The sequence below is a fragment of the Acidisoma sp. PAMC 29798 genome (assembly GCF_030252425.1).
Lineage (GTDB): Bacteria > Pseudomonadota > Alphaproteobacteria > Acetobacterales > Acetobacteraceae > Acidisoma > Acidisoma cladoniae.
Genome location: NZ_CP126994.1, coordinates 1,734,780 through 1,759,803 on the forward strand (window position 1 = coordinate 1,734,780; position 25,024 = coordinate 1,759,803).

At 62.8% G+C, this 25,024-nt stretch carries 20 protein-coding genes and 2 tRNA genes; 13 read left to right on the plus strand and 9 right to left on the minus strand.

Annotation, left to right across the window (positions count from 1 at the left end; translation table 11 throughout):
- Positions 1 to 1,586: 1,586 nt before the first annotated feature.
- From QP803_RS08345 to QP803_RS08355, 3 genes are all read right to left on the minus strand, one after another.
- Positions 1,587 to 2,734 (minus strand): IS3 family transposase gene (locus QP803_RS08345; RefSeq protein WP_284944463.1). Its coding sequence is split into 2 segments (ribosomal slippage): positions 1,587 to 2,476 and positions 2,476 to 2,734, totalling 1,149 coding nucleotides; the frame shifts between segments, so codons are not numbered across the junction.
- A gap of 27 nt (positions 2,735 to 2,761) precedes the next feature.
- On the minus strand, positions 2,762 to 3,481 hold the full coding sequence (locus QP803_RS08350; protein ID WP_284947308.1) for a hypothetical protein: 720 nt from the start codon (positions 3,479 to 3,481) through the stop codon (positions 2,762 to 2,764).
- A 213-nt stretch (positions 3,482 to 3,694) separates the two neighbouring features.
- Positions 3,695 to 3,770: transfer RNA gene (locus QP803_RS08355), tRNA-Ala, on the minus strand.
- 80 nt (positions 3,771 to 3,850) lie between these two features.
- On the opposite strand from QP803_RS08355, the gene QP803_RS08360 reads away from it, so the two are divergent.
- On the plus strand, positions 3,851 to 4,270 hold the full coding sequence (locus QP803_RS08360; RefSeq protein WP_284947309.1) for a hypothetical protein: 420 nt from the start codon (positions 3,851 to 3,853) through the stop codon (positions 4,268 to 4,270).
- On the opposite strand, the gene ruvX is transcribed toward QP803_RS08360, so the two are convergent.
- The gene (ruvX, locus tag QP803_RS08365) at positions 4,267 to 4,728 is read right to left on the minus strand and encodes a Holliday junction resolvase RuvX (RefSeq protein ID WP_284947310.1); all 462 of its coding nucleotides are present in this window, start codon (positions 4,726 to 4,728) and stop codon (positions 4,267 to 4,269) included. The genes QP803_RS08360 and ruvX overlap by 4 nt on opposite strands.
- A gap of 66 nt (positions 4,729 to 4,794) precedes the next feature.
- Between ruvX and gatC the strand changes: the two genes are divergently transcribed.
- The 5 genes from gatC (at position 4,795) to QP803_RS08390 (ending at position 8,887) form a co-directional block, all read left to right on the plus strand.
- The gene (gene gatC, locus QP803_RS08370; RefSeq protein ID WP_284947311.1) at positions 4,795 to 5,097 is read left to right on the plus strand and encodes an Asp-tRNA(Asn)/Glu-tRNA(Gln) amidotransferase subunit GatC; all 303 of its coding nucleotides are present in this window, start codon (positions 4,795 to 4,797) and stop codon (positions 5,095 to 5,097) included.
- Position 5,098: 1 nt separating this feature from the next.
- Complete coding sequence (gene gatA / locus QP803_RS08375) at positions 5,099 to 6,580, plus strand: Asp-tRNA(Asn)/Glu-tRNA(Gln) amidotransferase subunit GatA (RefSeq protein ID WP_284947312.1); 1,482 nt, start codon at positions 5,099 to 5,101, stop codon at positions 6,578 to 6,580.
- Complete coding sequence (gatB, locus tag QP803_RS08380; protein ID WP_284947313.1) at positions 6,577 to 8,025, plus strand: Asp-tRNA(Asn)/Glu-tRNA(Gln) amidotransferase subunit GatB; 1,449 nt, start codon at positions 6,577 to 6,579, stop codon at positions 8,023 to 8,025. The genes gatA and gatB overlap by 4 nt, the downstream gene beginning before the upstream one ends.
- 68 nt (positions 8,026 to 8,093) lie before the next feature.
- Complete coding sequence (locus tag QP803_RS08385; RefSeq protein ID WP_284947314.1) at positions 8,094 to 8,384, plus strand: type II toxin-antitoxin system TacA family antitoxin; 291 nt, start codon at positions 8,094 to 8,096, stop codon at positions 8,382 to 8,384.
- Positions 8,381 to 8,887: a GNAT family N-acetyltransferase gene (locus QP803_RS08390; protein ID WP_284947315.1), complete on the plus strand. Its 507-nt coding sequence runs from the start codon at positions 8,381 to 8,383 to the stop codon at positions 8,885 to 8,887. Before QP803_RS08385 ends, QP803_RS08390 begins: the two co-directional genes overlap by 4 nt.
- 218 nt (positions 8,888 to 9,105) lie before the next feature.
- On the opposite strand, the gene QP803_RS08395 is transcribed toward QP803_RS08390, so the two are convergent.
- Positions 9,106 to 9,198, minus strand: a tRNA-Ser gene (locus tag QP803_RS08395).
- Between the two features lie 771 nt (positions 9,199 to 9,969).
- Between QP803_RS08395 and QP803_RS08400 the strand changes: the two genes are divergently transcribed.
- Entirely contained in the window at positions 9,970 to 11,286 is a 1,317-nt protein-coding gene (locus tag QP803_RS08400) for an autotransporter strand-loop-strand O-heptosyltransferase (RefSeq protein WP_284947316.1), read from the plus strand.
- Positions 11,273 to 14,764: a bifunctional proline dehydrogenase/L-glutamate gamma-semialdehyde dehydrogenase PutA gene (gene putA, locus QP803_RS08405; protein WP_284947317.1), complete on the plus strand. Its 3,492-nt coding sequence runs from the start codon at positions 11,273 to 11,275 to the stop codon at positions 14,762 to 14,764. Before QP803_RS08400 ends, putA begins: the two co-directional genes overlap by 14 nt.
- Here the strand turns inward: putA and QP803_RS08410 are convergent.
- Both QP803_RS08410 and QP803_RS08415 read right to left on the minus strand, forming a co-directional pair.
- Positions 14,761 to 15,651 carry a glycosyltransferase family 9 protein gene (locus tag QP803_RS08410; protein WP_284947318.1) on the minus strand — a complete coding sequence of 297 codons (891 nt, stop codon included), beginning with the start codon at positions 15,649 to 15,651 and terminating at the stop codon, positions 14,761 to 14,763. The genes putA and QP803_RS08410 overlap by 4 nt on opposite strands.
- Before the next feature lie 67 nt (positions 15,652 to 15,718).
- The gene (locus QP803_RS08415) at positions 15,719 to 16,384 is read right to left on the minus strand and encodes an endonuclease/exonuclease/phosphatase family protein (protein ID WP_284947319.1); all 666 of its coding nucleotides are present in this window, start codon (positions 16,382 to 16,384) and stop codon (positions 15,719 to 15,721) included.
- A gap of 86 nt (positions 16,385 to 16,470) precedes the next feature.
- Here QP803_RS08415 and QP803_RS08420 point away from each other — a divergent pair, with 86 nt between their 5' ends.
- On the plus strand, positions 16,471 to 16,743 hold the full coding sequence (locus QP803_RS08420) for a hypothetical protein (RefSeq protein ID WP_284947320.1): 273 nt from the start codon (positions 16,471 to 16,473) through the stop codon (positions 16,741 to 16,743).
- Here QP803_RS08420 and queC read toward each other — a convergent pair.
- On the minus strand, positions 16,707 to 17,468 hold the full coding sequence (queC, locus tag QP803_RS08425) for a 7-cyano-7-deazaguanine synthase QueC (protein WP_284947321.1): 762 nt from the start codon (positions 17,466 to 17,468) through the stop codon (positions 16,707 to 16,709). The two genes, QP803_RS08420 and queC, sit on opposite strands and share 37 nt — an antisense overlap.
- A 336-nt stretch (positions 17,469 to 17,804) precedes the next feature.
- Here queC and QP803_RS08430 point away from each other — a divergent pair, with 336 nt between their 5' ends.
- The 4 genes from QP803_RS08430 (at position 17,805) to QP803_RS08445 (ending at position 22,880) form a co-directional block, all read left to right on the plus strand.
- Entirely contained in the window at positions 17,805 to 19,379 is a 1,575-nt protein-coding gene (locus QP803_RS08430; protein WP_284947322.1) for an ABC transporter substrate-binding protein, read from the plus strand.
- Between the two features lie 63 nt (positions 19,380 to 19,442).
- Positions 19,443 to 20,402, plus strand: coding sequence for an ABC transporter permease (locus tag QP803_RS08435; protein WP_284947323.1), 960 nt, complete (start codon positions 19,443 to 19,445; stop codon positions 20,400 to 20,402).
- Between the two features lie 17 nt (positions 20,403 to 20,419).
- On the plus strand, positions 20,420 to 21,232 hold the full coding sequence (locus QP803_RS08440) for an ABC transporter permease (protein ID WP_284947324.1): 813 nt from the start codon (positions 20,420 to 20,422) through the stop codon (positions 21,230 to 21,232).
- A gap of 40 nt (positions 21,233 to 21,272) precedes the next feature.
- Positions 21,273 to 22,880 (plus strand): ABC transporter ATP-binding protein, encoded by a 1,608-nt coding sequence (locus QP803_RS08445; RefSeq protein ID WP_284947859.1) that lies wholly within the window; start codon positions 21,273 to 21,275, stop codon positions 22,878 to 22,880.
- Here the strand turns inward: QP803_RS08445 and QP803_RS08450 are convergent, their stop codons facing one another.
- Positions 22,881 to 25,001 carry a CocE/NonD family hydrolase gene (locus QP803_RS08450; RefSeq protein WP_284947325.1) on the minus strand — a complete coding sequence of 707 codons (2,121 nt, stop codon included), beginning with the start codon at positions 24,999 to 25,001 and terminating at the stop codon, positions 22,881 to 22,883.
- Positions 25,002 to 25,024 lie beyond the last annotated feature (23 nt).

Genomic DNA, 25,024 nt, shown 5'->3' on the forward strand with positions numbered 1-25,024 from the left:
TTTCCAGGCGGTCAGCCGGTTGGGTTAAGACCTGGTCACGAAGAATGACAAACGCAGGTGTTCTTGGGATCGACGTCAAGTTCGTGACGACCTTGAAACGTCATATAGGTGAGCAGCACCCCGGCAGTGGTTGCTGCGATGGCGGCTGTCAGGGGTGTCTTCCGGTGCGGGGCGGCTTCCTTATGGTTCCAATCACCCGTAAGCAAAGTGTGGGACCGCGGTAGTCGGCGAGTCCCGCAGCAATGATAACCCTCACTGTCCGCAGGAGCGCTGCATTCCGACTTCGTGGCGCGCATTTTCCTTGGGGTCCGTCGATAGCACTTCCATGCATGCTGGCCGGCGTCCAGCGCTGCGGAGGTAGCGACTCCTAGCCAAGCACAGTAGCGAAAATGATGGCGGAGCTCGATTCGATGGCGAGAGCGAGAAATTTAGAAGTCTTCGTCCTGATCCTAGATTACATCGGATCGGTGTCGTGTTGACGAGATCGGTACTCTGCAGCAATTTTAAATATGCCGAAGTGCCGCTCTTCATCGACATTCTGGGAGAGAAAGCAGTAAACTCCTATTATTTGGCGATAGGCACAACCGGGGAAGTCTTGATCAGAGGCTCAGCAAGAGCGAGCCTCAACGCGTCAAACAGAAAACCGTCTTCGTTTTTTACATTTAATCAATGTGGCCGCGATTCTTTGAGTTCCTCCAGTGTAACATCCTTCCCAAACTCTGGATGGGTAGGAAACGCCTGCCTCATCGCACCGGATGCGGGAGCATTCTCTTCTAATTGGCGCCGAGCCTCAACCACAGCAATCTCGTGTCGGGTAGCAAGAGAACGCCGGAGTATCGCTGGTATTTGGCCGGCTCGCATCAAGATCACGAAAACAGAGCTTACTACTAAGGCTTGCCCAAACCGAGGGCCTACCTCGGTGACGAGGTAAGGGACTCGGTTCAATATACCGGGCGCATTAACAGCCAGAGCTACCAGCGCTCCGACGGCAACGGCGACACAACCAAAGAGGAGAAAGAGCGCATCCATTGCCGCTTTTAGCTCGGCCTCGAGCTTATTGATCGCGCTAACGGATCGTCCACCAGCCGCCATCGTATTAACGAGCAGTGAGATTGTCGGAAGAATGCTGGCTGAAATGAGGCCAAGAAACGTTATAAGCAACGTGCGAGCATCACCGGAAATGGTGCCTGGCGCTAACGCGGCTCCAACCACTATCGCAGCGAACAGCCCAATTGTTTCTAACTTTCGAAACTGCAATCTATCTTCCCCGCCGACGCCCAATCGCGCAGTGCGTTCACAATTTGTTCCATAGCATCCGTAGGGTCGAGAAGCGAACGATAAGTTGTGACAGGACGTTGGATAGACAGCTTTACGATGCCATTCTTTTCGCTCCCATTGCCGCGAAGCCCAAGGTCCGCTGGGTCAATATTTCTAAGCGCCTCATTGATCGTCGCTCGGGAAATTGGCTTCTTTTTTCTCTTTTCTTTGATGAAGACTCGGAAGAACCCTTCGATCCATCCATCATTGGGCACTTCTGATTGAAGGCTGGCAAGCGTGAGCTGCTGCCGGTTTGGTGGACACGCACCTTAGCCTGACGCTTTGTTCCGCTCGAATTCCATAGGGCTGAGATAGCCGATGGTCGAGTGGCGTCGGCGTAAATTATAGAACCGTTCGATGTAGTCGAATACGTCGGCTCGAGCCTGGTCCCTCGTGCGATATACCTTGCGGGCTGTTCGCTCAGTTTTCAGCGAGGAGAAGAAGCTCTCCATTGCCGCATTGTCCCAGACATTCCCTGACCGACTCATGCTGCAACTAACGTTATGATCTGCCAAGAGCTTCTGGAACTGTTCACTGCTGTATTGGCTTCCCTGGTCCGAATGATGCATCAACGCATCTGGTTTGCCGCGGCGCCAGATCGCCATCATTAACGCGTCGGCCACCAACTGAGCTGTCATCGTGACGCTCATCGACCAGCCCACGACACGACGCGAGAAAAGGTCAATGACGGCAGCCACGTAGAGCCAACCTTCTGCCGTCCAAAGATAGGTGAAGTCGGCGATCCACTTCTGGTTCGGTGCTGTAGCTACGAATTGGCGGTCCAGCACGTTGGCAGCCGCCTCGTTCCGCTCGCCCTTGTCGGATGGCAGGCCTCTGCGGCGCGGTCGGGCCCGTAAGGCTTGCTCGCGCATGAGCCGCTCAATGCGGTGCAAGCCACACACGTCACCCTCGGCCAGGACGTCATGCCAGACGCGCCGGGCGCCATAGGTCCGGTCGCTGCCGACGAAGCTGGCCTTGACGTGCGCGCCGAGAATTTCGTCGCTGCGTGCCCGAGCGCTGGGCGATCGGGTGAGCCAGGCGTGGAATCCACTGCGTGAGACACCGAGCGCCTCGCAAAGCCACCGCACCGGCCAAATCCCTCGATGCTTCGCCACGAAGCCGAATTTCATATCGACTCCCTCGCGAAGTAGGCCGCGGCTTTTTTTAGGATATCGCGCTCCGCCTTGAGCTTTGCGACCTCACGCCGCAGACGATCTATCTCCTGCTGATCCGGCTTGAGCTGGCCCTGGCCCGGAAATGCCTGCCCAGGATCCGAGGTAACCTCCTTGATCCATCGTCGCAGAATGCTTTCGCCCACATCCAGGTCCCGGCTGGCCTGCACCAATGAAATCCCACGTTCATTAACTAGCCGGACCGCCTCCAGCTTGAACTCCCGGCTGAACTGTCGTCGCGTCATTTGCATCCTCCAATCTCGCGAAACACCTTAATCTCGGTGTCCACCAAACCGGCAGCAGCTCAGCGCTTCCGAACTCCAACCTAGCGTTCTAAGAACGTCGAACACCGTCGAACCCCTTTCGCGAGCGGACGCGGCTTCCCGCTCGACGATTTCTGCCGCCCGCTCGGTCGTGCTTGCCGCCGGACCGCCACGATTCGGTATGGCGGCGACGGTGATTTCAGAGGATTGATCAAGCTCCTTTCCATCGCCGGTCATAAACTTGCTGTTTAAGATAATTGCTTGCCCCGGTTCCAACTCGCCGGCTTGTTGTAGTAAGGCGGTCAGATATCGCTCTAGCGTTCGCCCTCGCACTTGCTGGCCTTCAATAAGCCCAACGTGGTTGCCTACGATCGCAAAGTAAAGCGCCCCTTTGAGTACGCGCGCCTCTGCGCCGACATCGAGGCTTTGCAATAGATATTCAGAAGTGTCTTCATCCAGAGACTGCAAGACTGCGGTAACATCCGAACCTTCTTGCAGATGGATGATTTGACCAGCAAATACGGGCCCATCCCAACTATCGGGCACTGAGAGCTTGTTGAGGATGACAAAGCTCTGATCTTGGTCAAGGTCCATAATACGAAGCTTTGCGTTATCTGCCCATCCCCGGCGGCGAAGGACGTCGACTACCATCGTCTTCAGCTCCAGGCTTTCCCAGAGGTTATCAAGCTTCAATTGGCGATATTGAATCGTGGTATTTTTTATTGGCACCAAACAGCTCCCTGTGCGACTTCGTATCGAAGCCACAGGAAAACGGAAGAGTCGAGGGTGAGTGTACGTCAGATGGTTGTCCTCCAGGCAATTATGTCCCTGGATGCGTCCTACTGACCCCAGACAAGCCAAATCCTAAGGGGGGTTCCAAGCTAGACCTTCGTCCAAGCCTGAAGCCGTAAGCCAGCAATTTCAGGACGCTAGGATGCGGGGTGGTGGAGCCAATCGGAATCGAACCGACGACCTCCTGAATGCCATTCAGGCGCTCTCCCAACTGAGCTATGGCCCCGCCTTGGGTGGGCGGGGTATAGACGCCGCCGTGCGATCTGATCAACCCCTCCCGTGTCGGAAAGATGACAGGCCCCGCGCATGGCTGGGTCAGGGCCCGAGCCCGTGGACCTGAACCCCTCTGCCGAGGAACGCGAAGCCACCACGAATCGCGCCGCCTACCGCCATTGGCTGCGCGCCGTGCATGGCCTCATCCAAGGCAATGCGGCGCTCCGCCAAGCCTTCGCCGGCACCGCAACACCATACGAAGATGCGCTGCTGTTGGAGGCGGACCTCCGCCCCGATGACCGCATCTTCCTGGAAGGCGCCGCGCCCGACTGGCTGGATCAGGCGCTCCAACGCGCCAGCGCCGCCACGACGCGCGCCGAAGCCACCGTGCTGGTCACGGACACGCCCGCCGAACCGCTCCCCCAACACCTCCGCGTGGTGATCCAAACCGCCGGCGAACCGGTGGCCCTGCCGCCGCATATCCACGTCACGCGGCCGGACGAGTGGAGCTAGCCGAGCGAATCGATCGCCGACTGAAGAATCCGCGCCGCGGCCATACGGTCGATCACGGCGGCCCGGCGCTTGCGACCGAGATCGGCCTCGCCGATCAGCATGTCATGCACCTCGGCCGAAGACAGCGTCTCGTCCCACAGCGCCGCCGGCAGGCCCACGGCATCCGATACGGCCCAGGCCCAGTCTCGCGCCGCCTGGGCGGCCGGACCCATATGGCCGTCCGAGGCAAGCGGAAGACCAATGACCAAGCCGCCGGCATCCTCCCGCTCCGCCAGCTTGGCGATCTGGGCGGCGATGCCCGCAAGCTTGCCGCGCGTGATGGTGCCGAAGGGGCTCGCCACCTTCAGCCGCACGTCCGAGAGCGCGACGCCGATGATCTTGGAGCCGAGGTCGAGGCCAATGAGGCGCTGTTCAGCCTCCAGGCCGGCGCAGAGGTCGCTTAGGTTGATGATGGGCATGGGCGCCTTTATGGTCCGCGGCCATCCATTCACCAAGCGTCCACTCCCCAAGGATCTTCTGGTTCCATGACGTCCGCATCCGCCGCCCTCGACCCCGCCGCCGTCCGCCGCATTGCGCGGCTGGCGCGCATCCGCCTGCCGGAAGAGGACGTCGCGCAACTCCAAACCGAACTCGGCGCCATCCTGGGCTGGATCGAGCAGCTGGATGAGGTCGATGTCTCCGGCATCGATCCGCTCGCCTCGGTCGGCCAGGCGACGCTTGCGATGCGCGACGATGTGGTCACCGATGGCGGCCAAACCGAGGCGGTGCTGGCCAATGCCCCGGCCCGCAACGGAACCTTTTATACCGTGCCGAAGGTGGTCGAATAACATGACCTTGGAACTGACCATTGCCGGCGCGCGCGATGCGCTGCGGGCGAAAACCTTGTCCGCGCGGGAACTGACCGACGCCCATCTGGCGGCGATCGAACAGCTCGACCCCCAGCTCAATGCCTTCATCACGGTGACGGCCGATGCCGCGCGCGCCCAGGCCGATGCCGCCGATGCGGCGATCGGGCGGGGCGAGGGCGGGCCGCTGACGGGCATTCCCATCGCCATCAAGGATCTCTTCTGCACCAAGGGCGTGCGGACCACGGCGGCCAGCCGCATCCTGGAGCCGTTCATTCCGCCCTATGAGAGCACGGTCACCAGCCAGTTGCTGCGCGATGGCGCGGTGTTTCTCGGCAAGACCAATCTCGATGAATTCGCCATGGGCTCCTCGACCATGACCTCGGCCTTCGGGCCGACCATCAACCCGTGGCAGCGGACAGGGGATGACACCCGTCTCGTGCCCGGCGGGTCGTCCGGCGGGTCCGCCGCCGCCGTCGCGGCCGGCATGGCCCTGGGCTCGACCGGCACGGATACCGGCGGCTCCATCCGCCAGCCGGCGTCCTTCTGCGGCATCGTGGGCATGAAGCCGACCTATGGCCGCTGCTCGCGCTTCGGCGTGGTCGCCTTCGCCTCCTCACTGGATCAGCCGGGGCCCTTCGCCCGCACGGTGGAGGATACCGCCATCCTGCTCGGTTCCATGGCCGGGCATGACCCCAAGGACAGCACCAGCATGGACCGGCCGGTGCCCGATTTCGCGGCCGCCTGTCGCCGGGGCGTGCGTGGCCTGCGCATCGGCGTGCCGCGCGAATATCGTGCGGACGGCATGCCGGCGGAGATCGAGCGTTTGTGGCAGCAGGGGTTGGACTGGCTGCGCGATGCTGGCGCCGAGATCGTGGACGTGTCCTTGCCGCATACGAAATACGGCCTCGCCACCTATTACATCGTCGCGCCGGCCGAAGCCTCCTCCAACCTCGCGCGGTATGACGGCGTGCGTTTCGGCTTGCGCGTGCCAGCGAATGACCTGACCGATCTCTATGAGGGCACGCGCGCCGCCGGTTTCGGCGCGGAAGTGCGGCGCCGTATTCTCATCGGCACCTATGTGCTGTCGGCAGGTTATTACGACGCTTATTACCTCAAGGCGCAGAAAGTGCGCGCCCTGATCCTGAAGGATTTCACCGATGCCTTCGGCCGTGTCGATGCGTTGCTGACACCCACGGCGCCTTCGGCCGCCTTCGGCCTGGGCGAGAATATGGATGATCCGCTCAAGATGTATTTGAACGACGTGTTCACCGTGCCAGCCAATATCGCGGGCGTGCCGGGCATTTCCGTGCCGGCCGGTCTGGACGCGGATGGCCTGCCTTTGGGCTTGCAGGTCATTAGCCGTCATTTCGACGAAGAAACGGTCTTCGCGGTCGGTCAGGTGCTGGAGGATGCGGCGGGTTTCACGGCCAAACCCGCCATCCGCGCGAAGGTGCTGTCATGAGCTATATCATTGAGGGCGCAACCGGCCCCTGGGAGTTGGTGATCGGGCTGGAAGTTCATGCCCAGATCGTCTCGAACGCGAAACTCTTCAGCGGGGCTTCGGCCGAATACGGGGCCGAGCCGAACAGCCAGGTGAGCTTCATCGATGCCGGCTTCCCCGGCATGCTGCCGGTGATCAACCGCGCCTGCGTGGCGCAGGCGGTGCGCACGGGCCTCGGCTTGCAGGCGGAGATCAATCTCGTCAGTCGGTTCGACCGCAAGAACTACTTCTATGCCGATCTGCCGCAGGGCTATCAGATCAGCCAGTTCGCGCATCCCATCGTCGGCAAGGGCGTGGTCGAGATTCTGCTGGAGAGTGGCGAGACGCGCCATATCGGCGTCACGCGCCTGCATCTGGAGCAGGATGCGGGCAAGTCCCTGCATGACCAGGACCCAGCGCTGTCCTTCATCGATCTCAATCGCGCCGGTGTCGCGCTGATGGAAATCGTGAGTGAGCCGGATATGCGCACGCCGGAGGAGGCGGGGGCCTATCTGCGCAAGCTGCGCACCATCATGCGTTATCTCGGCACCTGCGACGGCAATATGGAAGAAGGCTCCATGCGCGCCGACGTGAATGTGTCCGTCCGCAAAGCCGGCGAGGAATTCCGCACGCGGTGCGAGATCAAAAACGTCAATTCAGTGCGCTTCGTCATGCATGCGATCGAGGCTGAGGCCCAGCGCCAGGTGGCGGTCTGGGAAAGCGGGCAGGTGGTGCGGCAGGAAACGCGCCTCTATGACCCCGCGCGGGGCGAAACGCGGTCCATGCGCAGCAAGGAAGATGCGCATGACTATCGTTACTTCCCCGATCCAGATCTGCTGCCTTTGGTGATCGACCAGGCCTGGGTGGATGGATTGTTTGCGGCACTGCCGGAACTGCCGGACGCCAAGAAGGCGCGCTTCATGAGCGCCTATGGTCTGCCGTCCTATGATGCCGGCGTTTTGGTGATGGAGCAGGCGACCGCCGATTTCTATGAAGCGGTGGCGCAGGGCAGGGACGGCAAGATTGCTGCCAACTGGATGCTGGGCGATTTCTTCGCCGGCCTGAACCGCATGGGGCGGAGCATTGCCGACAGCCCGGTCTCGGCCGAGGGGTTGGGCGGCTTGCTCGACCTTCTGGCGGACGCGACCATCAACGGCCGCATCGCCAAGGAGGTGATGGAGGCGATGATGGAGACCGGGGAGAGTGCCGGCGCCATTGTGGAGGCGAAGGGCCTTCGCCAGGTCACGGACACGGGTGCGATCGACGCGGCGGTGGATTCGGTCTTGGCGGCGAATCCCGACAAGCTGGCGGAATACAAGGCGGGGAAGGAGAAGCTGTTCGGCTTCTTCGTGGGCCAGGTGATGAAGGCCATGGCCGGGAAGGGTAACCCGGCGCTGGTGAACGACGCGATTAGAAAGAAGCTGTGAGGCAGGCTGGACAACACACTTCGTCTATACGGCATTTTGCCGTATAGACGAGAGAAAGTGAGTGGACCATGCCAAAATCCGTTGCTGAAGCCGACACCGCTCGTTTGGAAGCGCGTATCCCGGTCCAGGTCTATGACCAGATGCAGCGCGCCGCGCGTCTGCGTGGCATGACCATGACCGGCTATGTCATCGCGACGGCGGGCGAGGATGCGCGGCGCGTCGTCGAGGACGCTGACATCCTGCGTCTGGCACGTGAGGATCAAATCCGCTTCGCTGAAGCGCTCATCGATCCACCAAAGCCGAATGAGCGGCTGGCCCGTGCGGCGAAACGCCATGCCGAATTGATCGAGCGCCGGTGAGCCTCCGCTTCGCCATCGAGCCGCTGGCGAAGGCGCATAAGCGGTCAGGCTTCACTTGCGGTAATGACCGTATCGACCTCTACTTCCGTGACACGGTGTTGCAGGATGTGAAGCGCAAATACGCGACGTGCTTTGTCGCCCGCGATTTGCCGACGACTCAAATCGCCGGTTTTTATACTCTATCCTCCAGCAATGTACCCTTGAGCGAGATTCCTGAACCACTGGCGCAAAAGCTGCCGCGCTACCCGACTGTTCCGGCCGTGTTGATCGGCTGGCTTGGCCGACACAGCGCTTATACCGGGCAGGGACTTGGGGAGGCCTTGTTGTTCGATGCCATCAAGACCGTCACCACTGCGCCCATCGGGGCGCACGCCATTTTTGCAGATGTTATCGATAACAAAGCGGCAGCGTTTTACGCGGCCTGCGGTTTCACGCCTTTAGTTCAGCGCCCTCGCAGGCTTTACTTGCCTGTGGCGACGGCACTTGAGCAACTATCGCTATGACACGTTGCCAGGGTCAGGGATCCCGCAGTTGGAACCGTTCTACCATCTCTTCTATTTGTGCCAGATAAAAATTTGGGCCATGGAAACGTATTACTATGCACAAGAATGCTGACGCATGGCGAAAGTGCCGTCGCCACAGCGGCATGACGCTCTAGAACCTGTCATCGGTCTACGCGCCGAAATCAGAGAACACTTAACGACTTCGATATTTTAAAAATTGGCGGAGGGGATGAGATTCGAACTCACGGTACGGGTTGACCCCGTACAACGGTTTAGCAAACCGCCGCCTTCAGCCACTCGGCCACCCCTCCGCCGGGAAGAGCAATGCCATTTACACGACGTTTGCGGGCGGAGTGATACCTGCCCGCAGGACCCTGGTCAATGTCTCCTGCCACCGAGGATACCAGATGGCTTTTGGGCTTGGGGCGTCCTGACCACACTCAAATAGCGGTCGTCATCTCCTTGTCCGCCGGTTCCGACGCAATCTCGGCCCGCAGGGGCTTCAGCATCTCGTCCCTCGACATCGGCGGGACGTGAAGCCCCCCTTGCAAAGACGTCCGTCGCCGAACGCAGGCTTGCACCGTTGCCAAAATCGCTTCGCGATAAACGATCTCCTGCCGAAGCCCATCGATCTCGGATCGCATCGTCATCGCTTGATCAATGCGACCCATATCGAGAAGGTTCTGCAGAAGAGCCAGCCGCCGTTCCAGCCGCGCAGTTGCGTCTGCAAAGCGACGTTCGGCTGAGGCTAAGTGACATTGCAACCACGTCATGGGTCTGCCCGTCTACATCATTCTATGGCGATTATTATCTTGTTAGCGCAGAGGCTCAAGTCATTTCTGCGTCGCGCTCCGTAACGACGCAGCAATCCTCTAGAATACTTCACCCAAAGAGGTGATTTCCTGGCCCCATTATGCGCCTTTAGAGGTAGGGACGGCCAAGCGCTTACCGGATGGCCTAAGCCAGTCGGCTCTTGCCCGGCCATGTCTGCGGCGGATACTGTCTACCCGCCAAGGTCGGCCTAGGCTGGCACCCGTCGGCGCCGCGACCAGGCGGTCGCATCAGTCGAATGAGGATCGCGTATGGACGGAGCCGCCGGTTTGGATGCCCGACCGGATCAGCCCGCAGACCCGGCCCCGGTGTTGGCCAAGCCTGAGGTCATCGCTTCGGCTCCCACCCCGCCGCCCGCGCCCAATTTTCCGCCACCTGCCGAACAGCCGACCGAGGTGGGGCCGCGCGGCCTGCGCTATGACTTCAACTTCGGTGCCCGTGTCACCCTGCCCAATCGCACGATCGGCAAATGGCTGGTCCGGCTGCGCGACCTCGATACTGGCAATGTCCTGTTCCAGAGTGAGAACCAGGGCGCCTTCGTCCGCTCGTCGAAACGCTTCTTCGTCCGTTTCTCCGTCGAGGTCTTCGATGTCGATGGCGCCAATCCACCAACCTCCATCCTGCTTCACGACTATGATGCCCGTGATCGTGAGGTTCTGATCCAGTTTCCCATTGGCACCCTGGGCGACACCCTGGGCTGGTTTCCCTATGCGGCGCGGTTCGCGGCCGTCCATGGCTGCCGGCTCACCTGCGCCATGTCGGGCCTCATCATCCCGATCCTGAAGGACTCCTATCCGCATATTCGCTTTCTCACCCACGACCAGGTCATCGAGCAGAAGGTCGCCGAAACGGCCTATGCCACCTATTGCCTCGGCCTGTTTTTCGACGATGTGGAATGTACCCAGCAGCCGACCGATTTCCGCCATGTCGGGCTGCACCGGACCGCCGGCTATATCCTGGGTGTCGATCCGACGGAGGAATCGCCGCGCCTCACGTTGCCCGACGAAAGCCGGCCCATCGCCGAGCCTTATGTCTGCATCGCCGTCCAGGCCTCAACCCAATGCAAGCAGTGGAACAACCCCAATGGCTGGCATGAGGTCATTTCCTACCTCAAGAGCCACGGCTACCGAGTGATTTGCATCGATCAGAAGGCGGTCGGCGGCCAGGGCATTGTCTGGACTCACATCCCGCATGGCGCGGAAGATCAGACCGGCGATCGGCCTTTGGCGGAGCGCGCGCGCTGGCTGCGCCACGCCACAGGCTTCATCGGCACCAGCAGCGGCCTCGCCTGGCTGGCCTGGGCCGCCGGCTGCCCGGTGGGGCTGATCAGCGGCTTCACCCATCCCACCAATGAATTCGCCACGCCGTACCGGGTCATCAACTGGCATGCCTGCAATTCCTGCTGGAACGATCCGCGCCTGCGCTTTGACCACAAGGACTTTCTGTGGTGCCCGCGTCATGCGGGCACGCCCCGGCAGTTTGAGTGTTCAAAGTTGATCACCGCGGCGCATGTGATCGGCGTAATGAAGTCCGTGTTCGAAAGGGCGAACGCGGATGGACAAGACTGAAGTCAGGCGTCCGCTTTATGCGGCCGGCGCGCAGACGCCGCTCCGCACAGCGATCACCGCCGCCTATCGCCGCGCCGAGCCCTTGTGCCTGCGGCCGCTGCTCGATGCCGCGACCCTGTCCCCCGAAGCCGCGACTGCGGCCGAGGCCCAGGCGCGCCAATTGGTCGAGGCTTTGCGGGGCAAGAAGCGCAGCGGGGGCGTCGATGGCCTCGTGCAGGAATATGCCCTGTCGAGCCAGGAGGGGGTGGCGCTGATGTGCCTGGCGGAGGCGCTGCTGCGCATCCCCGATGCCGCCACGCGGGACGCCCTGATCCGCGACAAGATCGCACCCGGCGATTGGCGCGCCCATGTCGGCCATAGCCCGTCGCTCTTCGTCAATGCCGCCACCTGGGGCCTCGTCGTCACCGGTAAGCTGGTCGGCAGCACGAATGAGACGACCCTGTCGGCGGCGCTGACACGGCTGATCGGCCGGGGCGGGGAGCCGGTGATCCGCCGTGGTGTCGACATGGCCATGCGCATAATGGGCGAGCAGTTCGTGACGGGCCAGACCATCGACGAGGCGCTGAGGCGTGCCGGCAAGATGGAGGCGAAGGGGTTTCGCTATTCCTACGATATGCTGGGTGAGGCCGCGACCACGGCGGCAGATGCCGAGCGCTATTTTGCCGACTACGAAACGGCCATCCATGCCATCGGCCGCGCGTCCAATCAGCGCGGGATTCTCGATGGCCCGGGCATTTCGATCAAGCTCTCCGCCCTCCATCCGCGCTACAGCCGCGCGCAACGGGACCGCGTCATGGCGGAACTGCTGCCTCGGCTGCTGTCCTTGGCGCGGCTCGCGCATGGCTATGACATCGGCCTCAATATCGACGCGGAGGAGGCAGACCGGCTCGACCTCTCCCTCGACCTGTTGGAGGCGCTGTGCCTGGACCCGGATTTGGCCGGGTGGAACGGCATCGGTTTCGTCGTGCAGGCCTATCAGAAACGCGCGCCCTTCGTGCTCGACTGGATCATCGATCTCGGCCGCCGCACCGGCCATCGGCTGATGCTACGACTTGTCAAAGGCGCTTACTGGGACAGCGAAATCAAGCGTGCGCAGATCGATGGGCAGGACGGCTTTCCGGTGTTTACGCGCAAGCTCTATACCGACGTGTCCTATCTCGCCTGCGCTCAGAAACTGCTGAGCGCGCCGGACGCCGTCTTTCCGCAATTCGCCACCCATAATGCGCAGACCCTCGCTGCCGTCATGGCCATGGCGCCGGGCGCGTTTCACGCGGGCCAATACGAGTTCCAATGCCTGCATGGCATGGGCGAGCCGCTGTACGAGGAGGTCGTGGGCCCCGACAAGCTCGGCCGGCCCTGCCGCATCTACGCCCCGGTCGGCACGCATGAGACGCTGCTGGCCTATCTCGTCCGCCGCTTGCTGGAGAATGGCGCCAACTCCTCCTTCGTCAATCGCATTTCTGACGCCGCCGTGCCGGTGGCGGCGCTGATCGCCGATCCGGTCGCGACCGTGCGCGCGCAACACCCGGACGGCGCGCCGCATCCCGCCATTGCCGATCCGCGTGCCCTGTTCGGCGCGGAGCGGCGGAATTCCCGAGGCCTCGATCTCTCCAACGAGCAGACCCTCATCCTGCTGGATGCGCTGCGCGCGGACATGACCTGGCGCGCGGGCACCGGCGAGGACGGGCGGCCGGTGCTCAACCCGGCGGACCACCGGGACGAGGTCGGTTGGGTCTATGAGGCGACGGTCACCGAGGCCACGGCGGCGATGGGTCGCGCGGACGCGGCGGCGGCGGCCTGGGCCGCGACGCCGGTTGCGGATCGCGCTGCCTGCCTCGGCCGGGCCGCCGACTCCCTCGAAGATCGGATGCCGATGCTCCTCGGCCTACTCGCGCGGGAAGCCGGCAAGACCCTGCCAAATGCGATCGGTGAGGTGAGGGAGGCGGTCGATTTCCTGCGCTATTACGGCGCCGAGGCCGCACGGACACTCGGCGGCAGCCGACCGCTCGGTCCCGTCGCCTGCATTAGCCCTTGGAACTTTCCACTCGCCATCTTCATCGGCCAGGTCGCGGCGGCGCTGGCGGCCGGCAATACCGTGCTCGCCAAGCCGGCGGAAGAAACGCCCCTGATTGCGGCCGAGGCCGTGCGTCTTCTCCACGAGGCCGGAATTCCCGCCGATGTCCTGCAATTGGTACCCGGTGACGGCGCGGTTGGCGCCGCCCTCGTCGCGGATCCCCGCATCCAGGGCGTGATCTTCACAGGCTCGACTGAGGTCGCGCGCGCCATTCAGCGGCAACTCGCTGAGAGGCTGACGACGGAGGGCCGGCCGGTGCCGCTGATCGCCGAAACCGGCGGGCAGAATGCCCTGGTGGTCGATAGTTCCGCCTTGGCCGAGCAGGTGGTGGGCGACGTGTTGTCCTCGGCCTTCGATTCCGCCGGCCAGCGCTGCTCGGCGCTGCGGATCCTGTGTTTGCAGGAGGATATCGCCGAGCGGACGCTGACTATGCTGCGCGGTGCGATGCGGGAATTGGCGATCGGGCGACCCGACCGTCTCGAGGTCGATATCGGGCCGGTCATCACGGCCGAGGCGCAGACGATGCTGCTCGCTCATGTCGCAGCGATGCGGGCGCGGGGTTTTCCGGTCGAAACCCTGGCGCTGCCGGAGGATAGCGCCCATGGCACCTTCGTGGCGCCGACGCTCATCGAGCTCGGCGCCGTCAGCGATGTCACGCGGGAGGTGTTCGGCCCGGTGCTCCATGTGCTGCGCTTTCCGCGCGGTGGCTTGGATGCGCTGATCGACGCCATTAACGCGACCGGCTACGGCCTCACCTTCGGGCTGCATACCCGGATCGATGAGACCGCGTCGCGTGTGCTGAAGCGGATTTCTGCCGGCAATATCTACGTCAATCGCAATATCATCGGCGCCGTCGTGGGCGTGCAGCCCTTCGGCGGCGGCGGCCTGTCCGGCACGGGGCCGAAGGCCGGCGGGCCTTTGTATCTCAGGCGCCTCGTCTCGGCCTTGCCGTCCATGGCGCCGATTGGCGGCACCATCGACCTGCCGGGCCCGGCCGGGGAGTCGAACCTCTACCGCCTGCATCCGCGCGGCCGGATCGCGGTTTTGGCACGGACGGAAGCAGGTCTGGCCGAGCAACTCGATGCGGTGCTCGGCACCGGCAATACGGCCCTGGTGGAGGGCGACAATCCGGCGCTCGGCGTGCTGGATGGCATGACGCCGGAACGCGCGGCGCGCGTCACGGTCACCGATCATTGGCTGGCGACGCCCCATCTGCGTGGGGTCCTGTTCGACGGCGACAGCGCGGCGCTGATAGCGCTCAACCGTCAGGTCGCCGCACGGCCCGGCGCCATCCTGATAGTCCAGACCAGGCCCTATCGCCGGGAATGGCTGCTGGAGGAAACCTCCGTCAGCACCAATACCGCCGCTGCCGGCGGCAATGCGACGCTGATGGCGATCAGCTAGACCGAGGCCAGCATCTTCAGGCAGGCGGCATAAGCGGTCTCGACGGACAGGCTTTCCATCGTCGTGCCATCCGCCAGCGCCCAGGCGGCGCGCAGGCCGGCCGGCGCCATTTCCTCCGCGCGGTCGATGGTCGTGCCGCAGAGGCCGATGGTCGGCGTGCCGGAGGCAGCGGCGAGATGCATGAGGCCGCTGTCATTGCCGACATACAGGGCGCAGCGCTGGATGCAGGCCGCCACTTCGGGCAACGCCAGAGTACCGCATAGATCGATGGCGCTGGGCAGGGCGGCGAGCAGCGGCGCGGCCATGGCGCGTTCCGCCTCCCCCGGTCCCGCGAAAACGGCGACGGCGGCATTCGGCAGCGGCCCTGCGCAGAGCCTCTCATAGAGCGCGGCGAAGCGCTCCGCCGGCCAGACCTTGGGCGCCCAATTGGCTGTAGCGCCGAAGGCAATGACCGGGCGGTCCGCCGGCAGAATGGCCTGGGCGCGGGCGCGATCCTCCGGCGCGGTCCAGACCACAGGGAGGGGGGCGGGGGTGATGCCGAGGATATGGGCATATTGCTCGAACATGCGGCCGGGCACCCGGCGGCGCACGGCGCGCCGCTTGGCGGGCAGGAAATAGACGAGCAGGGAGCCGCGCATATCCACGACGAGATCCCAGACGGTGGAGACCGTCGCCCACCACAGCTTCATCCAATGGCTGTCGTTCTTGTGCTTGACGACAAGGATGGTGCGTTCGCGGTTCGGCATGCGCGCGAAGACGCCCTCGGCGGCCGGCCCACAGGCGATGGTGATGCGCGCCTGCGGATAGGTGCGGATCAGGTGATCCAGGACTCCGCAGGTGATGACGGCGTCACCGATGCGGTTGGAGGAGACGAAGAGGATGCGCATGCGGGCGGCATGCTCCGTCCGGCGAAGTGCCGTCAAGGCAGGGCAGGTTCGATGGTGGGGCACGGTCTCACCCCACCTCCACGACGATCGGCTTATGGTCCGACCGTCCCTTCGGCAAGGCGCGGGCCGACCGGGGTTCCCAATCCCGCACCATGCAGCGGTCGAGGCGGAAGGGCAGAACGCCGCGCGCCATATGCGTGATCGCCCTCGGCCCGCAATCCTGCCAGCCGCTGCGGGTCAGCCACCCGACGGCATTGAAATCCCCGATGATGATCGCGCGCGGCGCGCACACCGTGGCGACGGAGGCGAATTGTCGGCGGAGGAGCCGCTGGTTATGGGCGAGATGAATATTGGCCAGCGTATAGGTCGGGAAGCGCAGGATCATGGCGTAGCGACGGCGCTTATGGGGCTGCGCCGGGTTGTGTTCGAGGGTGAGATACTCGATCGGCGGCAGTGCCGTTGGGGACCACACGGCCAGGCCATCCGCCCCACCCACGAAGGCCCGAAAGGCAACAACCCCGCCGATCAACCCCGGAAGATCGACACTCTGCGCACTCGCTTCCTGAAGCAGCAGGATATCCGGCTGTTCCTGGCCGACCAGGGCTGCGATATCTTGCAGCGTCGCGCCCGTCAGCCTCAACACGTTCCAACTCACGATTTTCAGCGTCTTGCCCCAGAAGGTTGTGCGAGCGGCAGTTCTGCCACCGCCGGCCTGTCCGCTCCACGGTGACACAGATGAAACCTCACGACCGCCTCTATGCGCAGGAGCCCTAACTGAGGCTGCCGCACGCCGTGTCCATCCGCCAGGGTGCGGCCACCATGAGCGATATCAACACCGAACGTCCTTTCCTTGCAGGCGCCTTTACCAAGCCGAAACAGACGGCTGGGGCGACGCCTCATTGCCGCCCGCCACACCAGGCGGTGAATGGGTCCCTCCACTGGGTCGGCAAACCCGGCCAGAAGCCAATCGCCGCCGAATGGGTGTCTGGCTTTTGGGTCGCGGTCGGCCGCACAGACTGGGACGCGCCGCTGGCGCTCGCGTCGGATCGCTGGCGCTACCTGGGGGCCGCGTCGCCAGCCCCGCTGCAATGACCCGTTCCTCCACCATCCTGCCAACGCGCCCATCCCGCGCCGCGTAAGTCGCAGGCGGGGCAAGTGCCGCAGCCATAGCCCCAGGCGTGCCGGTGCTGGCGATCGCCGAGGTAGCAGCTATGGGTCAGGTCGCGCACAAGGTTCACTAAAGGCGCACCGCCAAGATCCTCGGCCATTTGCCAGGTCGCGGCCTTGTCGATCCACATCAATGGCATTTCCAGCACGAAGCGCCGCTGCATGCCGAGGTTGAGCGCCACCTGCATCGCCTTGATGGTATCGTCCCTGCAATCCGGATACCCGGAATAATCCGTCTCACACATGCCGCCGATGATGTGCTTGATGTTGCGGCGCCAGGCGATCGCGGCTGCCGCTGTCATGAACATAAGGTTGCGGCCGGGCACAAACGTGTTCGGCAGGCCTTCTTCATTGATGACGATCTCCATCTCCGCCGTCATGGCTGTGCTACCGACGCCCGCGAGTGCCCCGGACAGATCGATCAGGTGGTCCATGCCGAGATGCGCACCCCAATCCTCCAATCTGGCAATGGCTTCGCGGATCGGCGCACGGCAGGCAAGTTCCACACTGTGGCGCTGCCCATAGTCAAACCCGACGGTCTCGACATGATCGAAGGTTTGCAGCGCCCAGGCGAGGCATGTGGTGGAATCCTGCCCGCCCGAAAACATGACGAGGGCAGAGCCTGTTCTGCGCTGATGGCCGAGTGACATTCTCATGTCCTTTTCGTTCTGATGCGTCGTCGGCTTTGCCCATGCGCTGCTTGACGGATGTTGCAAAGCCTGGAGATGCGTCCTGGGCAATGCCTCGCGACGGAATGCGCACGATCACCAAACCGTCAAAATTCGCTTGCCGAAGCCGACCTGCCCGAACAAGATACCCGCAGACACTGAGACGTGTCCGCGATCAGCGCCGTGCATCGGAACGCATAGAACCGTTCATAACGGTGAATGTGCCTGCGCGCGCGTTTGAACTGAGTGGTCACCGTGGGCGCCTGAACTATCTGACGCTAACCGATGCAAACGATCGATGAGAAGGGGCCTTTGGTCATGTCTGATATCCCGAATGTTTTGACACCGAGCGGCCTGAAGCGACGCAGCCTGTTGGGTGGCGCCGCCGCCTTCGGTTTGGCGGTGCCCTTCGCCGGTGCATTGGGTCGTGCCCGCGCGGCGGATGCCACGCCCGTCAAGGGCGGCAACCTCAAAATCGGCATGAGCGGCGGCCAAAGCTCTGACTCTCTCGATCCCGCTCTGCTGACGAATTATGCGCCGACGCTCTTCAACTATTGCTGGGGTGAGACGCTGATCAATGTCGGTCTCGATGGCACGCCGCAGCCCAACCTCGCTGAATCCTGGACATCGTCCAAGGACGCGAAGATCTGGACGCTGAAGATTCGCAAGGGCGTGACCTTCCATAACGGCCAGACCCTGACCGCTGACGATTGCGTGAAAACCTTGCAGCGGCATATGGACCCGAAGACCAAGTCCGGCGCGCTTGGCGTGCTGGGTGGTATCGCAAGTGTCGCGACGGATGGTGACGCCATGGTCATCACGCTTAGTGGCGCGAATGCGGATCTGCCACTGCTGGTCACGGATTATCACCTCGTTGTGCAGCCCGGCGGCGGCATCGACAAGCCGACGGCCGGCATCGGCACTGGCCCGTACAAGGTCGGCAATGTTCAGCCGGGCGTGCGGTATTCCGGCACGAAATATGCCGGCTACTGGAACAGCGAACTCGGCCATGTCGATTCAGTCGATGTCATCGTCATGAATGACGACACGGCCCGCTCGGCCGCCCTGCAATCCGGCCAGGTGCATATCATCAACCAGGTCGATCCGAAGATCGTCAGCTTCATGAAGCGCAATCCGCGCGTGGTGATCGAGACGGTGGCGGGTCGTGGCCAGAACATCTTCAACATGTTCTGCGACACCGGGCCCTTCAAGAACAACGATGTCCGCATGGCGCTGAAGCTCGCGATGGACCGTGAGCAGCTCACCAAGCAGATCATGTTGGGCTATGCCTCGATCGGTAATGATTTCCCGATCAACAAGGCCTATCCGCTCTTTCCGTCCGACATTCCGCAGCGCACCTGCGATCCGGATCAAGCGAAGTTCTTCTACAAGAAGTCCGGCAATACCGATCCCATCGTGTTGCGCAGCGCCGAAGTCGCTTTCTCGGGCGCCGTCGATGCCGCCACGCTGTTTCAGCAGCAGGCACAGAAGGCCGGCATTCCCGTGCAAGTCGTACGTGAGCCCGATGATGGCTATTGGTCGAACGTCTGGAACAAGAAGCCCTTCTCGGCCTCCTATTGGGGTGGCCGCGCAACGCAGGACCAGATGTATTCCACCGCCTATCTCTCCAAGGCCGATTGGAACGACACGCATTTCTTCCATCCGGAATTCGACACGATGCTGTTGCAAGCCCGTGGCGAACTCGATACCGCCAAGCGCGCCGAGATGTATCACGACATGGGCATGCTGGTGCGTGACCAGGGCGGCTCGCTGCTGCCCTTCTTCAACGACTTCATCGATGCACGGTCCAGCACGGTGATGGGCTGGGTTACCGATGCAAACGGTCCGCTGTCGAATTACCAGGCACCGTTGCGCGTCTGGCTGAAGGCCTAAATCCTTGCGGGCGCCCGGTGCAGCCTCTCTCTCCGATACCAATGGCACCGGGCGCTTTTTGCGATGAGGTCACCGCTTTTTCGGCTGATCGGCCAACGCATCGCTATCGGCATCATCCTGCTCTGGGCCGTGTCGGGGCTCATTTTCACAGGCACGCAGATTCTGCCCGGTGACGTGGCGCAGGCGATCCTTGGCCAGCAGGCGACCAAGGATTCGCTCGCCGCCGTACGCATCGAACTCGGCCTGAACAAGCCGGCCATCGTTCGGTATGGCGAGTGGCTGGAAGGCGCCGTGCAAGGCGATTTCGGTCGCAGCTACGTCAACCAGGATGATATCGCGACGGCAATCGGCCACCGGCTGGGCAATACGCTGTTCCTGGCCTTCTGGGCGGCGGTGATTTCCGTGCCGCTCGCGCTGCTGCTCGGCATGCTGTCGGTGCTTTATCGGGACACGCTCCTCGATCGTATTCTATCCATCGTCACGCTGAGTACGGTGTCACTACCAGAATTCTTCTCGGGCTATTTGCTGATCTACATCTTCGGTGTGCAGCTCCGGTGGTTTCCCGCCAGTGCGCTCATCTACAACGGCATGGGGATCTGGGATCGGCTCTATGCCATCGCCTTGCCCTGCGCCACGCTGGTGCTCGTCATCGTCGGCTATATGATGCGCATGACCCGCGCGGCCATCCTGAATGTCATGTCATCGGCCTATGTCGAGACGGCGGAACTCAAGGGCCTGTCGAAGTTCCGCATCATCTGGCGGCACGCCTTGCCCAATGCGGTGGCGCCGATCATTCAGGTGATCGCGCTCAACCTCGCCTATCTCGTCGTCGGCGTTGTCGTCGTCGAAGTCATCTTCGTCTATCCAGGCATGGGCCAGTATATGGTTGACAGCGTTGCCAAGCGCGATGTGCCGGTCGTGCAGGCGTGCGGCCTCATCTTCGCGGCGGTCTATATCGTGCTCAATCTCGTGGCCGATGTCGCGGCCATCCTCGCCAACCCCCGACTGCGGCATCCGCGATGATCACTATGATACGTCGCATGCCAGTGTCTGCGATGATTGGCCTCACCGTCGTGATCATCATGGTGGCGGGTGCAATCCTGGCCCCCGTCATCTCGCCCTATGGCATGGCCGATATCGTCGGTGGGGTCTGGGATCCTTGGTCTCACAAGGACCTTCTCGGCACCGACAACCTCGGCCGCGATCTACTCTCCCGCATGATCTGGGGCGGGCGCATTACTATTTTCGTCGCTGCCGCCGCGACTTTGCTGTCCTTCAGCATCGGCGTCACCCTCGGCTTTATCGCCGCCGTCACGCGGGGCTGGACCGAACAGATCCTGTCACGCGCAGTGGATTTGGTGATGGCCGTGCCGACGCTGATTTTCGCTCTCGTGGTGCTGTCTGTGCTGCCGAGCGCCGTTTATGTGCTGATCCTGGTCATCGCCCTGCTCGACGCGACGCGGGTCTTTCGTGTCAGCCGGTCGATCGCCGCCGATATCGTCGTCATGGATTATGTCGAGGCCGCGCGTCTGCGTGGCGAAAAGATCGGCTGGATCATGCTGCGGGAGATTCTGCCCAACGCGATTTCACCGCTGCTCGCCGAAATCAGCCTGCGCTTCGTCTTTGCAGTGCTGTTCCTGTCCACGCTCTCCTTCCTCGGCCTCGGTATTCAGCCACCGACGCCCGATTGGGGCGGCATGGTGAAGGACAATAAGGACGGCATCGTCTTCGGCGTTTCGGCCGCTCTCATTCCGGGCGCTGCGATCGCGGCCCTGTCGATCTCGGTCAATCTGGTGGCCGATTGGATCCTCAACCACACCACCAGCCTTAGGGGAGGACGGGACGCTGTCTGACGCTCCTTCTGCCCGCCTTCTCACGGTCGATGACCTGCGCATCGAAGTCACGCTCTATCCGCCCGGTGAGCCTTCCAAGAACGTCGCCATTGTCGATGGCGTGTCTTTCACGCTCGATCGCGGCAAGGTTCTTGGCCTGATCGGCGAATCCGGCGCCGGCAAATCCACCATCGGTCTCGCCGCCATGGCGTATGGGCGGGGCGGTTGCCGCATCACCGGTGGCGTCATCGATTTCGACGGGCGGGATATGCGGGCCTTGTCGCGCACCGGCATTCGCGCCGTGCGTGGCAACAAGGTCTCTTACGTCGCGCAATCGGCGGCCTCTGCCCTCAATCCGTCGCGCCGCATTACCGATCAGGTGATCGAAGCAGCGGTGCGCCACGGGCTGATGTCGCCCAAGGAAGCGACGGAGCGCGCGCGCTGGCTGTTCAAGATGCTGGAACTGCCGTCACCGGAGACGATCGGGGAGCGCTTTCCGCACCAGCTGTCCGGTGGGCAGTTGCAGCGTATCGCGACGGCCCTCGCACTGTGTCCGAAGCCTGACCTGATCGTCTTCGATGAGCCGACAACGGCGCTGGATGTGACGACGCAGATCGGCGTGCTCGCCGTCATCAAGCGCGTGATCGAGGAGTCCGGCACGGCCGCGCTTTATATTTCCCATGACCTCGCGGTCGTCGCGCAGATCGCCGATGACATCATGGTACTGCGCCACGGCAAGATGGTGGAATACGGCACAGCGCGACAGATCATCGAAGCGCCGCGCGAGGAGTATACGCGCAAGCTGGTTTCGGTGCGTCGCATTCCGAACCTGACCCATGCCGATCCGACATCGCCGAATCTGCTGCGCGTGCAGAACATCAATGCGTCTTACGGCCCGGTGCCGGTGTTAATGGATGTGTCCTTCGATGTGCCGGTCGGTCAGACGGTCGCGATCGTGGGCGAATCGGGTTCGGGTAAATCGACCCTCGCGCGTGTCGTCACCGGGTTGCTAAAACCCACCGGTGGCAGCGTCAGTTTCAAAGGCAAGCCGCTCGCGCCCGACTACCATAGGCGTCCGCGCGAGGAGCTGCGGCTGCTGCAGATGATTTACCAAATCCCCGATGTCGCCATCAATCCGCGGCAGACAGTGCGCCATATCATTGGCCGTCCACTGAGCTTCTATTTCGGTCTTTCCGGTCGGGCGCGGGAAACGCGCATTCGCGAATTGATGGACTCCATCGAACTGCCGGTGGCCCTGGTGGATCGCTATCCGGCCGAGCTATCCGGTGGCCAGAAGCAGCGCGTTTGCATCGCGCGTGCGCTCGCCGCAAAGCCGGAACTCATCATTTGCGATGAGCCGACATCGGCGCTCGATCCCCTGGTTGCGGACGGCATTCTGACGCTGCTGATGAAGCTGCAAGCCGAGACCAAGGTGTCCTACCTCTTCATCACGCATGACATTGAAACCGTGCGCGCCATTGCCGATCATGTCGTGGTCATGCATCGCGGCCGGCTGGTGCGCAGTGGCCCGAAGGCTATCGCCCTCGCGCCACCCTTCGATGATTACACCGATCTGCTTTTGGCTTCGGTACCGGAAATGCATGTCGGTTGGTTGGAACAGGCCGTAGAGCGCAAGCGCGTAGCGCTTGCGACGCAATTGACGAAGTAGCTAAACCCCGTCACGGGGAATGCGTGTCGACCAAGTGCGGGAGGCGACGCGTGTATCCCCCTCGAAGGCGTCGAGCGTCGCATCGATCACGAACTCCGTCTTCGTCGCCGTCATGACCGTGCGGCTATCGGCGCGCGTTTGCCAATCGCCACGCCCGACGGCCAGGGTGCAACTCACCTCCACAGACGCGGACAGCGGATCGCGCGCCTGGATGCGATAGACCTCCCGCTGGATCGATTCCGTCTCCAGCCCATGCGGCAGGATGGTCGAGCGGCCGGTGTCGTTGAGGGAGGAGATCACCATCTCCCCGGTCGCGGCATCATGGGTGACGGTCCGATAGCTGTCAGCCGGGCGCTGCCATGTCCGCTCCAAAGGCGGTGCGCCCTCGGCTGGTTGCCATGTCACCGCCGCATCCTCGGCGCGCGGCGCGCGGACGGGAAGCGAGATAGTGGAGACGCCGGCAAACAGGCTGAGCGTGACGGCTTCCGGCGACGGCCAGATGATCGGCCAATAGGTGGTGGAGACAGCGATGCGCAGCCGATGGCCAGGCGCGAAGCTATGCGCCGCATCGTTCAGGGCGATCCTGATCCGCGTGCGCTGGCCGGGGATCATCTCCTCCGGCTGCTCGTGCCCGTTGCGATGTGTGAGGTTGAGCAAACCGTAGCTCACCCGAAGGGAGCCGCCGGTGGGTGACACGTCATTCAACCGCACGCAGAGTGTGGCGAGCGGGCGATCGACCGCCAGCTCCAACTCCAACACGGGCGTGCCGAGAATCTCCAGCCGCTCCGTCAGCGGCTCGGTGTCGAAGACCAGCGAACGGCCGTCATCGACCAGTTGATCGGTCGGCTGATCGGGGATCAGGCCGAAGCTGAACCAAGTGCCGGAGGCTTCGCCCAGGTTCTGCGGAGACGACCAATCGAGCTGCGTCTCCGGTCCCGGTTGCGCGCGCAAGCCCTCGGCATTGAGGGCCAGTGTCACGCCCGTGCGCGGCCAGGCGTCTTCCGCCACCCAGCGGCCGGGTCTCTCGGCATATTGGGCGAGAGGTTCCGCCCAATCCTGCAGCCAGATGCGATACAGCGGTTCCGCCATCACACCGGTGTCTTTTCCGGCGAGATGCTGGTCGAACCAGCGCAGGCATTCCTGCAAGAAGCCGATGCGCGGCGCGGGTTTGGCGAAATGCGGATATTTATGCGCCCAGGGACCGGTGATGCCCTTGCGTGGCACATGCGCCAGACCTTCGACGAGACGCGACACGGTGTTCGAATAGCCGTCGGCCCAGCCGCCGACCACGAGCACGGGCGCGGTGACATCGGCGAAATTCTCGCAAATCGAGCCGTGCTTCCAATAGGCGTCACGGCGTTGATGACGCAGCCAGGTATCGATCAGCAGCGGCATGGTGTCGAGGCGGTTGAGCCACATCTCCCGCCACCGGTCACCCACCAGCGCGGCGTCCGGCGGGCGGGACATATAGCCGAGCATGGTCGAAGACCATTGCAAATTGTCATTGAGCAGACATCCGCCCATGTAGTGGATGTCATCTGCATAACGATCGTCGGTGGAACAGATGGTGACGACGGCGCCGAGCGCGGGCGGCCGCCGCGCCGCGATCTGCAAGCCGTTGAAGCCGCCCCAGGAAATGCCGATGATGCCGACCTTGCCGGAAGACCAAGGCTGGGACGCGATCCAGGCGATCACCTCCAGCGCGTCATCCTGTTCCTGCGCGATGTATTCGTCTTCGAGCAGGCCATCAGATTCGCCACTGCCGCGCATATCGACGCGAACACAGGCATAGCCATTGCCGGCGAAATAGGGATGCGTCAAGGCATCGCGATCGACCGTTCCATCCCGCTTGCGATAGGGCAGGAACTCAAGGATCGCAGGGGCTTTCGGTGCATCGATGGGCAGCCAAATGCGGGCGGCGAGGCAGGTGCCGTCGGCCAAGGGAATCCAGACGTTCTCCAGCTCCTGCACGCCGTAGGGAAAGCGATCGATAACCTGCACGCGGAAGACCTCCAGGAGGGCGAATTGCGGCACAATGGAGCGGCGGACGCGGCTTGGGAAGGCTGTCCCGATGGTGTAGTTTGGCGCCATGTCCAGCGACCCGCTTCTACAGCCTTTCACCTTGAAACACCTTGTGTTGCGCA

What these genes read in the sequence shown, in the direction of transcription:
- QP803_RS08360 (WP_284947309.1), top strand. Translation starts at nt 3,851, where the DNA reads ATGGCTGGGTCAGGGCCCGAGCCCGTGGACCTGAACCCCTCTGCCGAG.
- gatA (WP_284947312.1), top strand. Translation starts at nt 5,099, where the DNA reads ATGACCTTGGAACTGACCATTGCCGGCGCGCGCGATGCGCTGCGGGCG.
- QP803_RS08400 (WP_284947316.1), top strand. Translation starts at nt 9,970, where the DNA reads ATGGACGGAGCCGCCGGTTTGGATGCCCGACCGGATCAGCCCGCAGAC.
- QP803_RS08420 (WP_284947320.1), top strand. Translation starts at nt 16,471, where the DNA reads ATGAGCGATATCAACACCGAACGTCCTTTCCTTGCAGGCGCCTTTACC.
- QP803_RS08385 (WP_284947314.1), top strand. Translation starts at nt 8,094, where the DNA reads ATGCCAAAATCCGTTGCTGAAGCCGACACCGCTCGTTTGGAAGCGCGT.
- QP803_RS08440 (WP_284947324.1), top strand. Translation starts at nt 20,420, where the DNA reads ATGCCAGTGTCTGCGATGATTGGCCTCACCGTCGTGATCATCATGGTG.
- QP803_RS08430 (WP_284947322.1), top strand. Translation starts at nt 17,805, where the DNA reads ATGTCTGATATCCCGAATGTTTTGACACCGAGCGGCCTGAAGCGACGC.
- QP803_RS08435 (WP_284947323.1), top strand. Translation starts at nt 19,443, where the DNA reads ATGAGGTCACCGCTTTTTCGGCTGATCGGCCAACGCATCGCTATCGGC.
- putA (WP_284947317.1), top strand. Translation starts at nt 11,273, where the DNA reads ATGGACAAGACTGAAGTCAGGCGTCCGCTTTATGCGGCCGGCGCGCAG.
- gatB (WP_284947313.1), top strand. Translation starts at nt 6,577, where the DNA reads ATGAGCTATATCATTGAGGGCGCAACCGGCCCCTGGGAGTTGGTGATC.
- gatC (WP_284947311.1), top strand. Translation starts at nt 4,795, where the DNA reads ATGACGTCCGCATCCGCCGCCCTCGACCCCGCCGCCGTCCGCCGCATT.
- QP803_RS08410 (WP_284947318.1), bottom strand. Translation starts at nt 15,651, where the DNA reads ATGCGCATCCTCTTCGTCTCCTCCAACCGCATCGGTGACGCCGTCATC.
- queC (WP_284947321.1), bottom strand. Translation starts at nt 17,468, where the DNA reads ATGTCACTCGGCCATCAGCGCAGAACAGGCTCTGCCCTCGTCATGTTT.
- ruvX (WP_284947310.1), bottom strand. Translation starts at nt 4,728, where the DNA reads ATGCCCATCATCAACCTAAGCGACCTCTGCGCCGGCCTGGAGGCTGAA.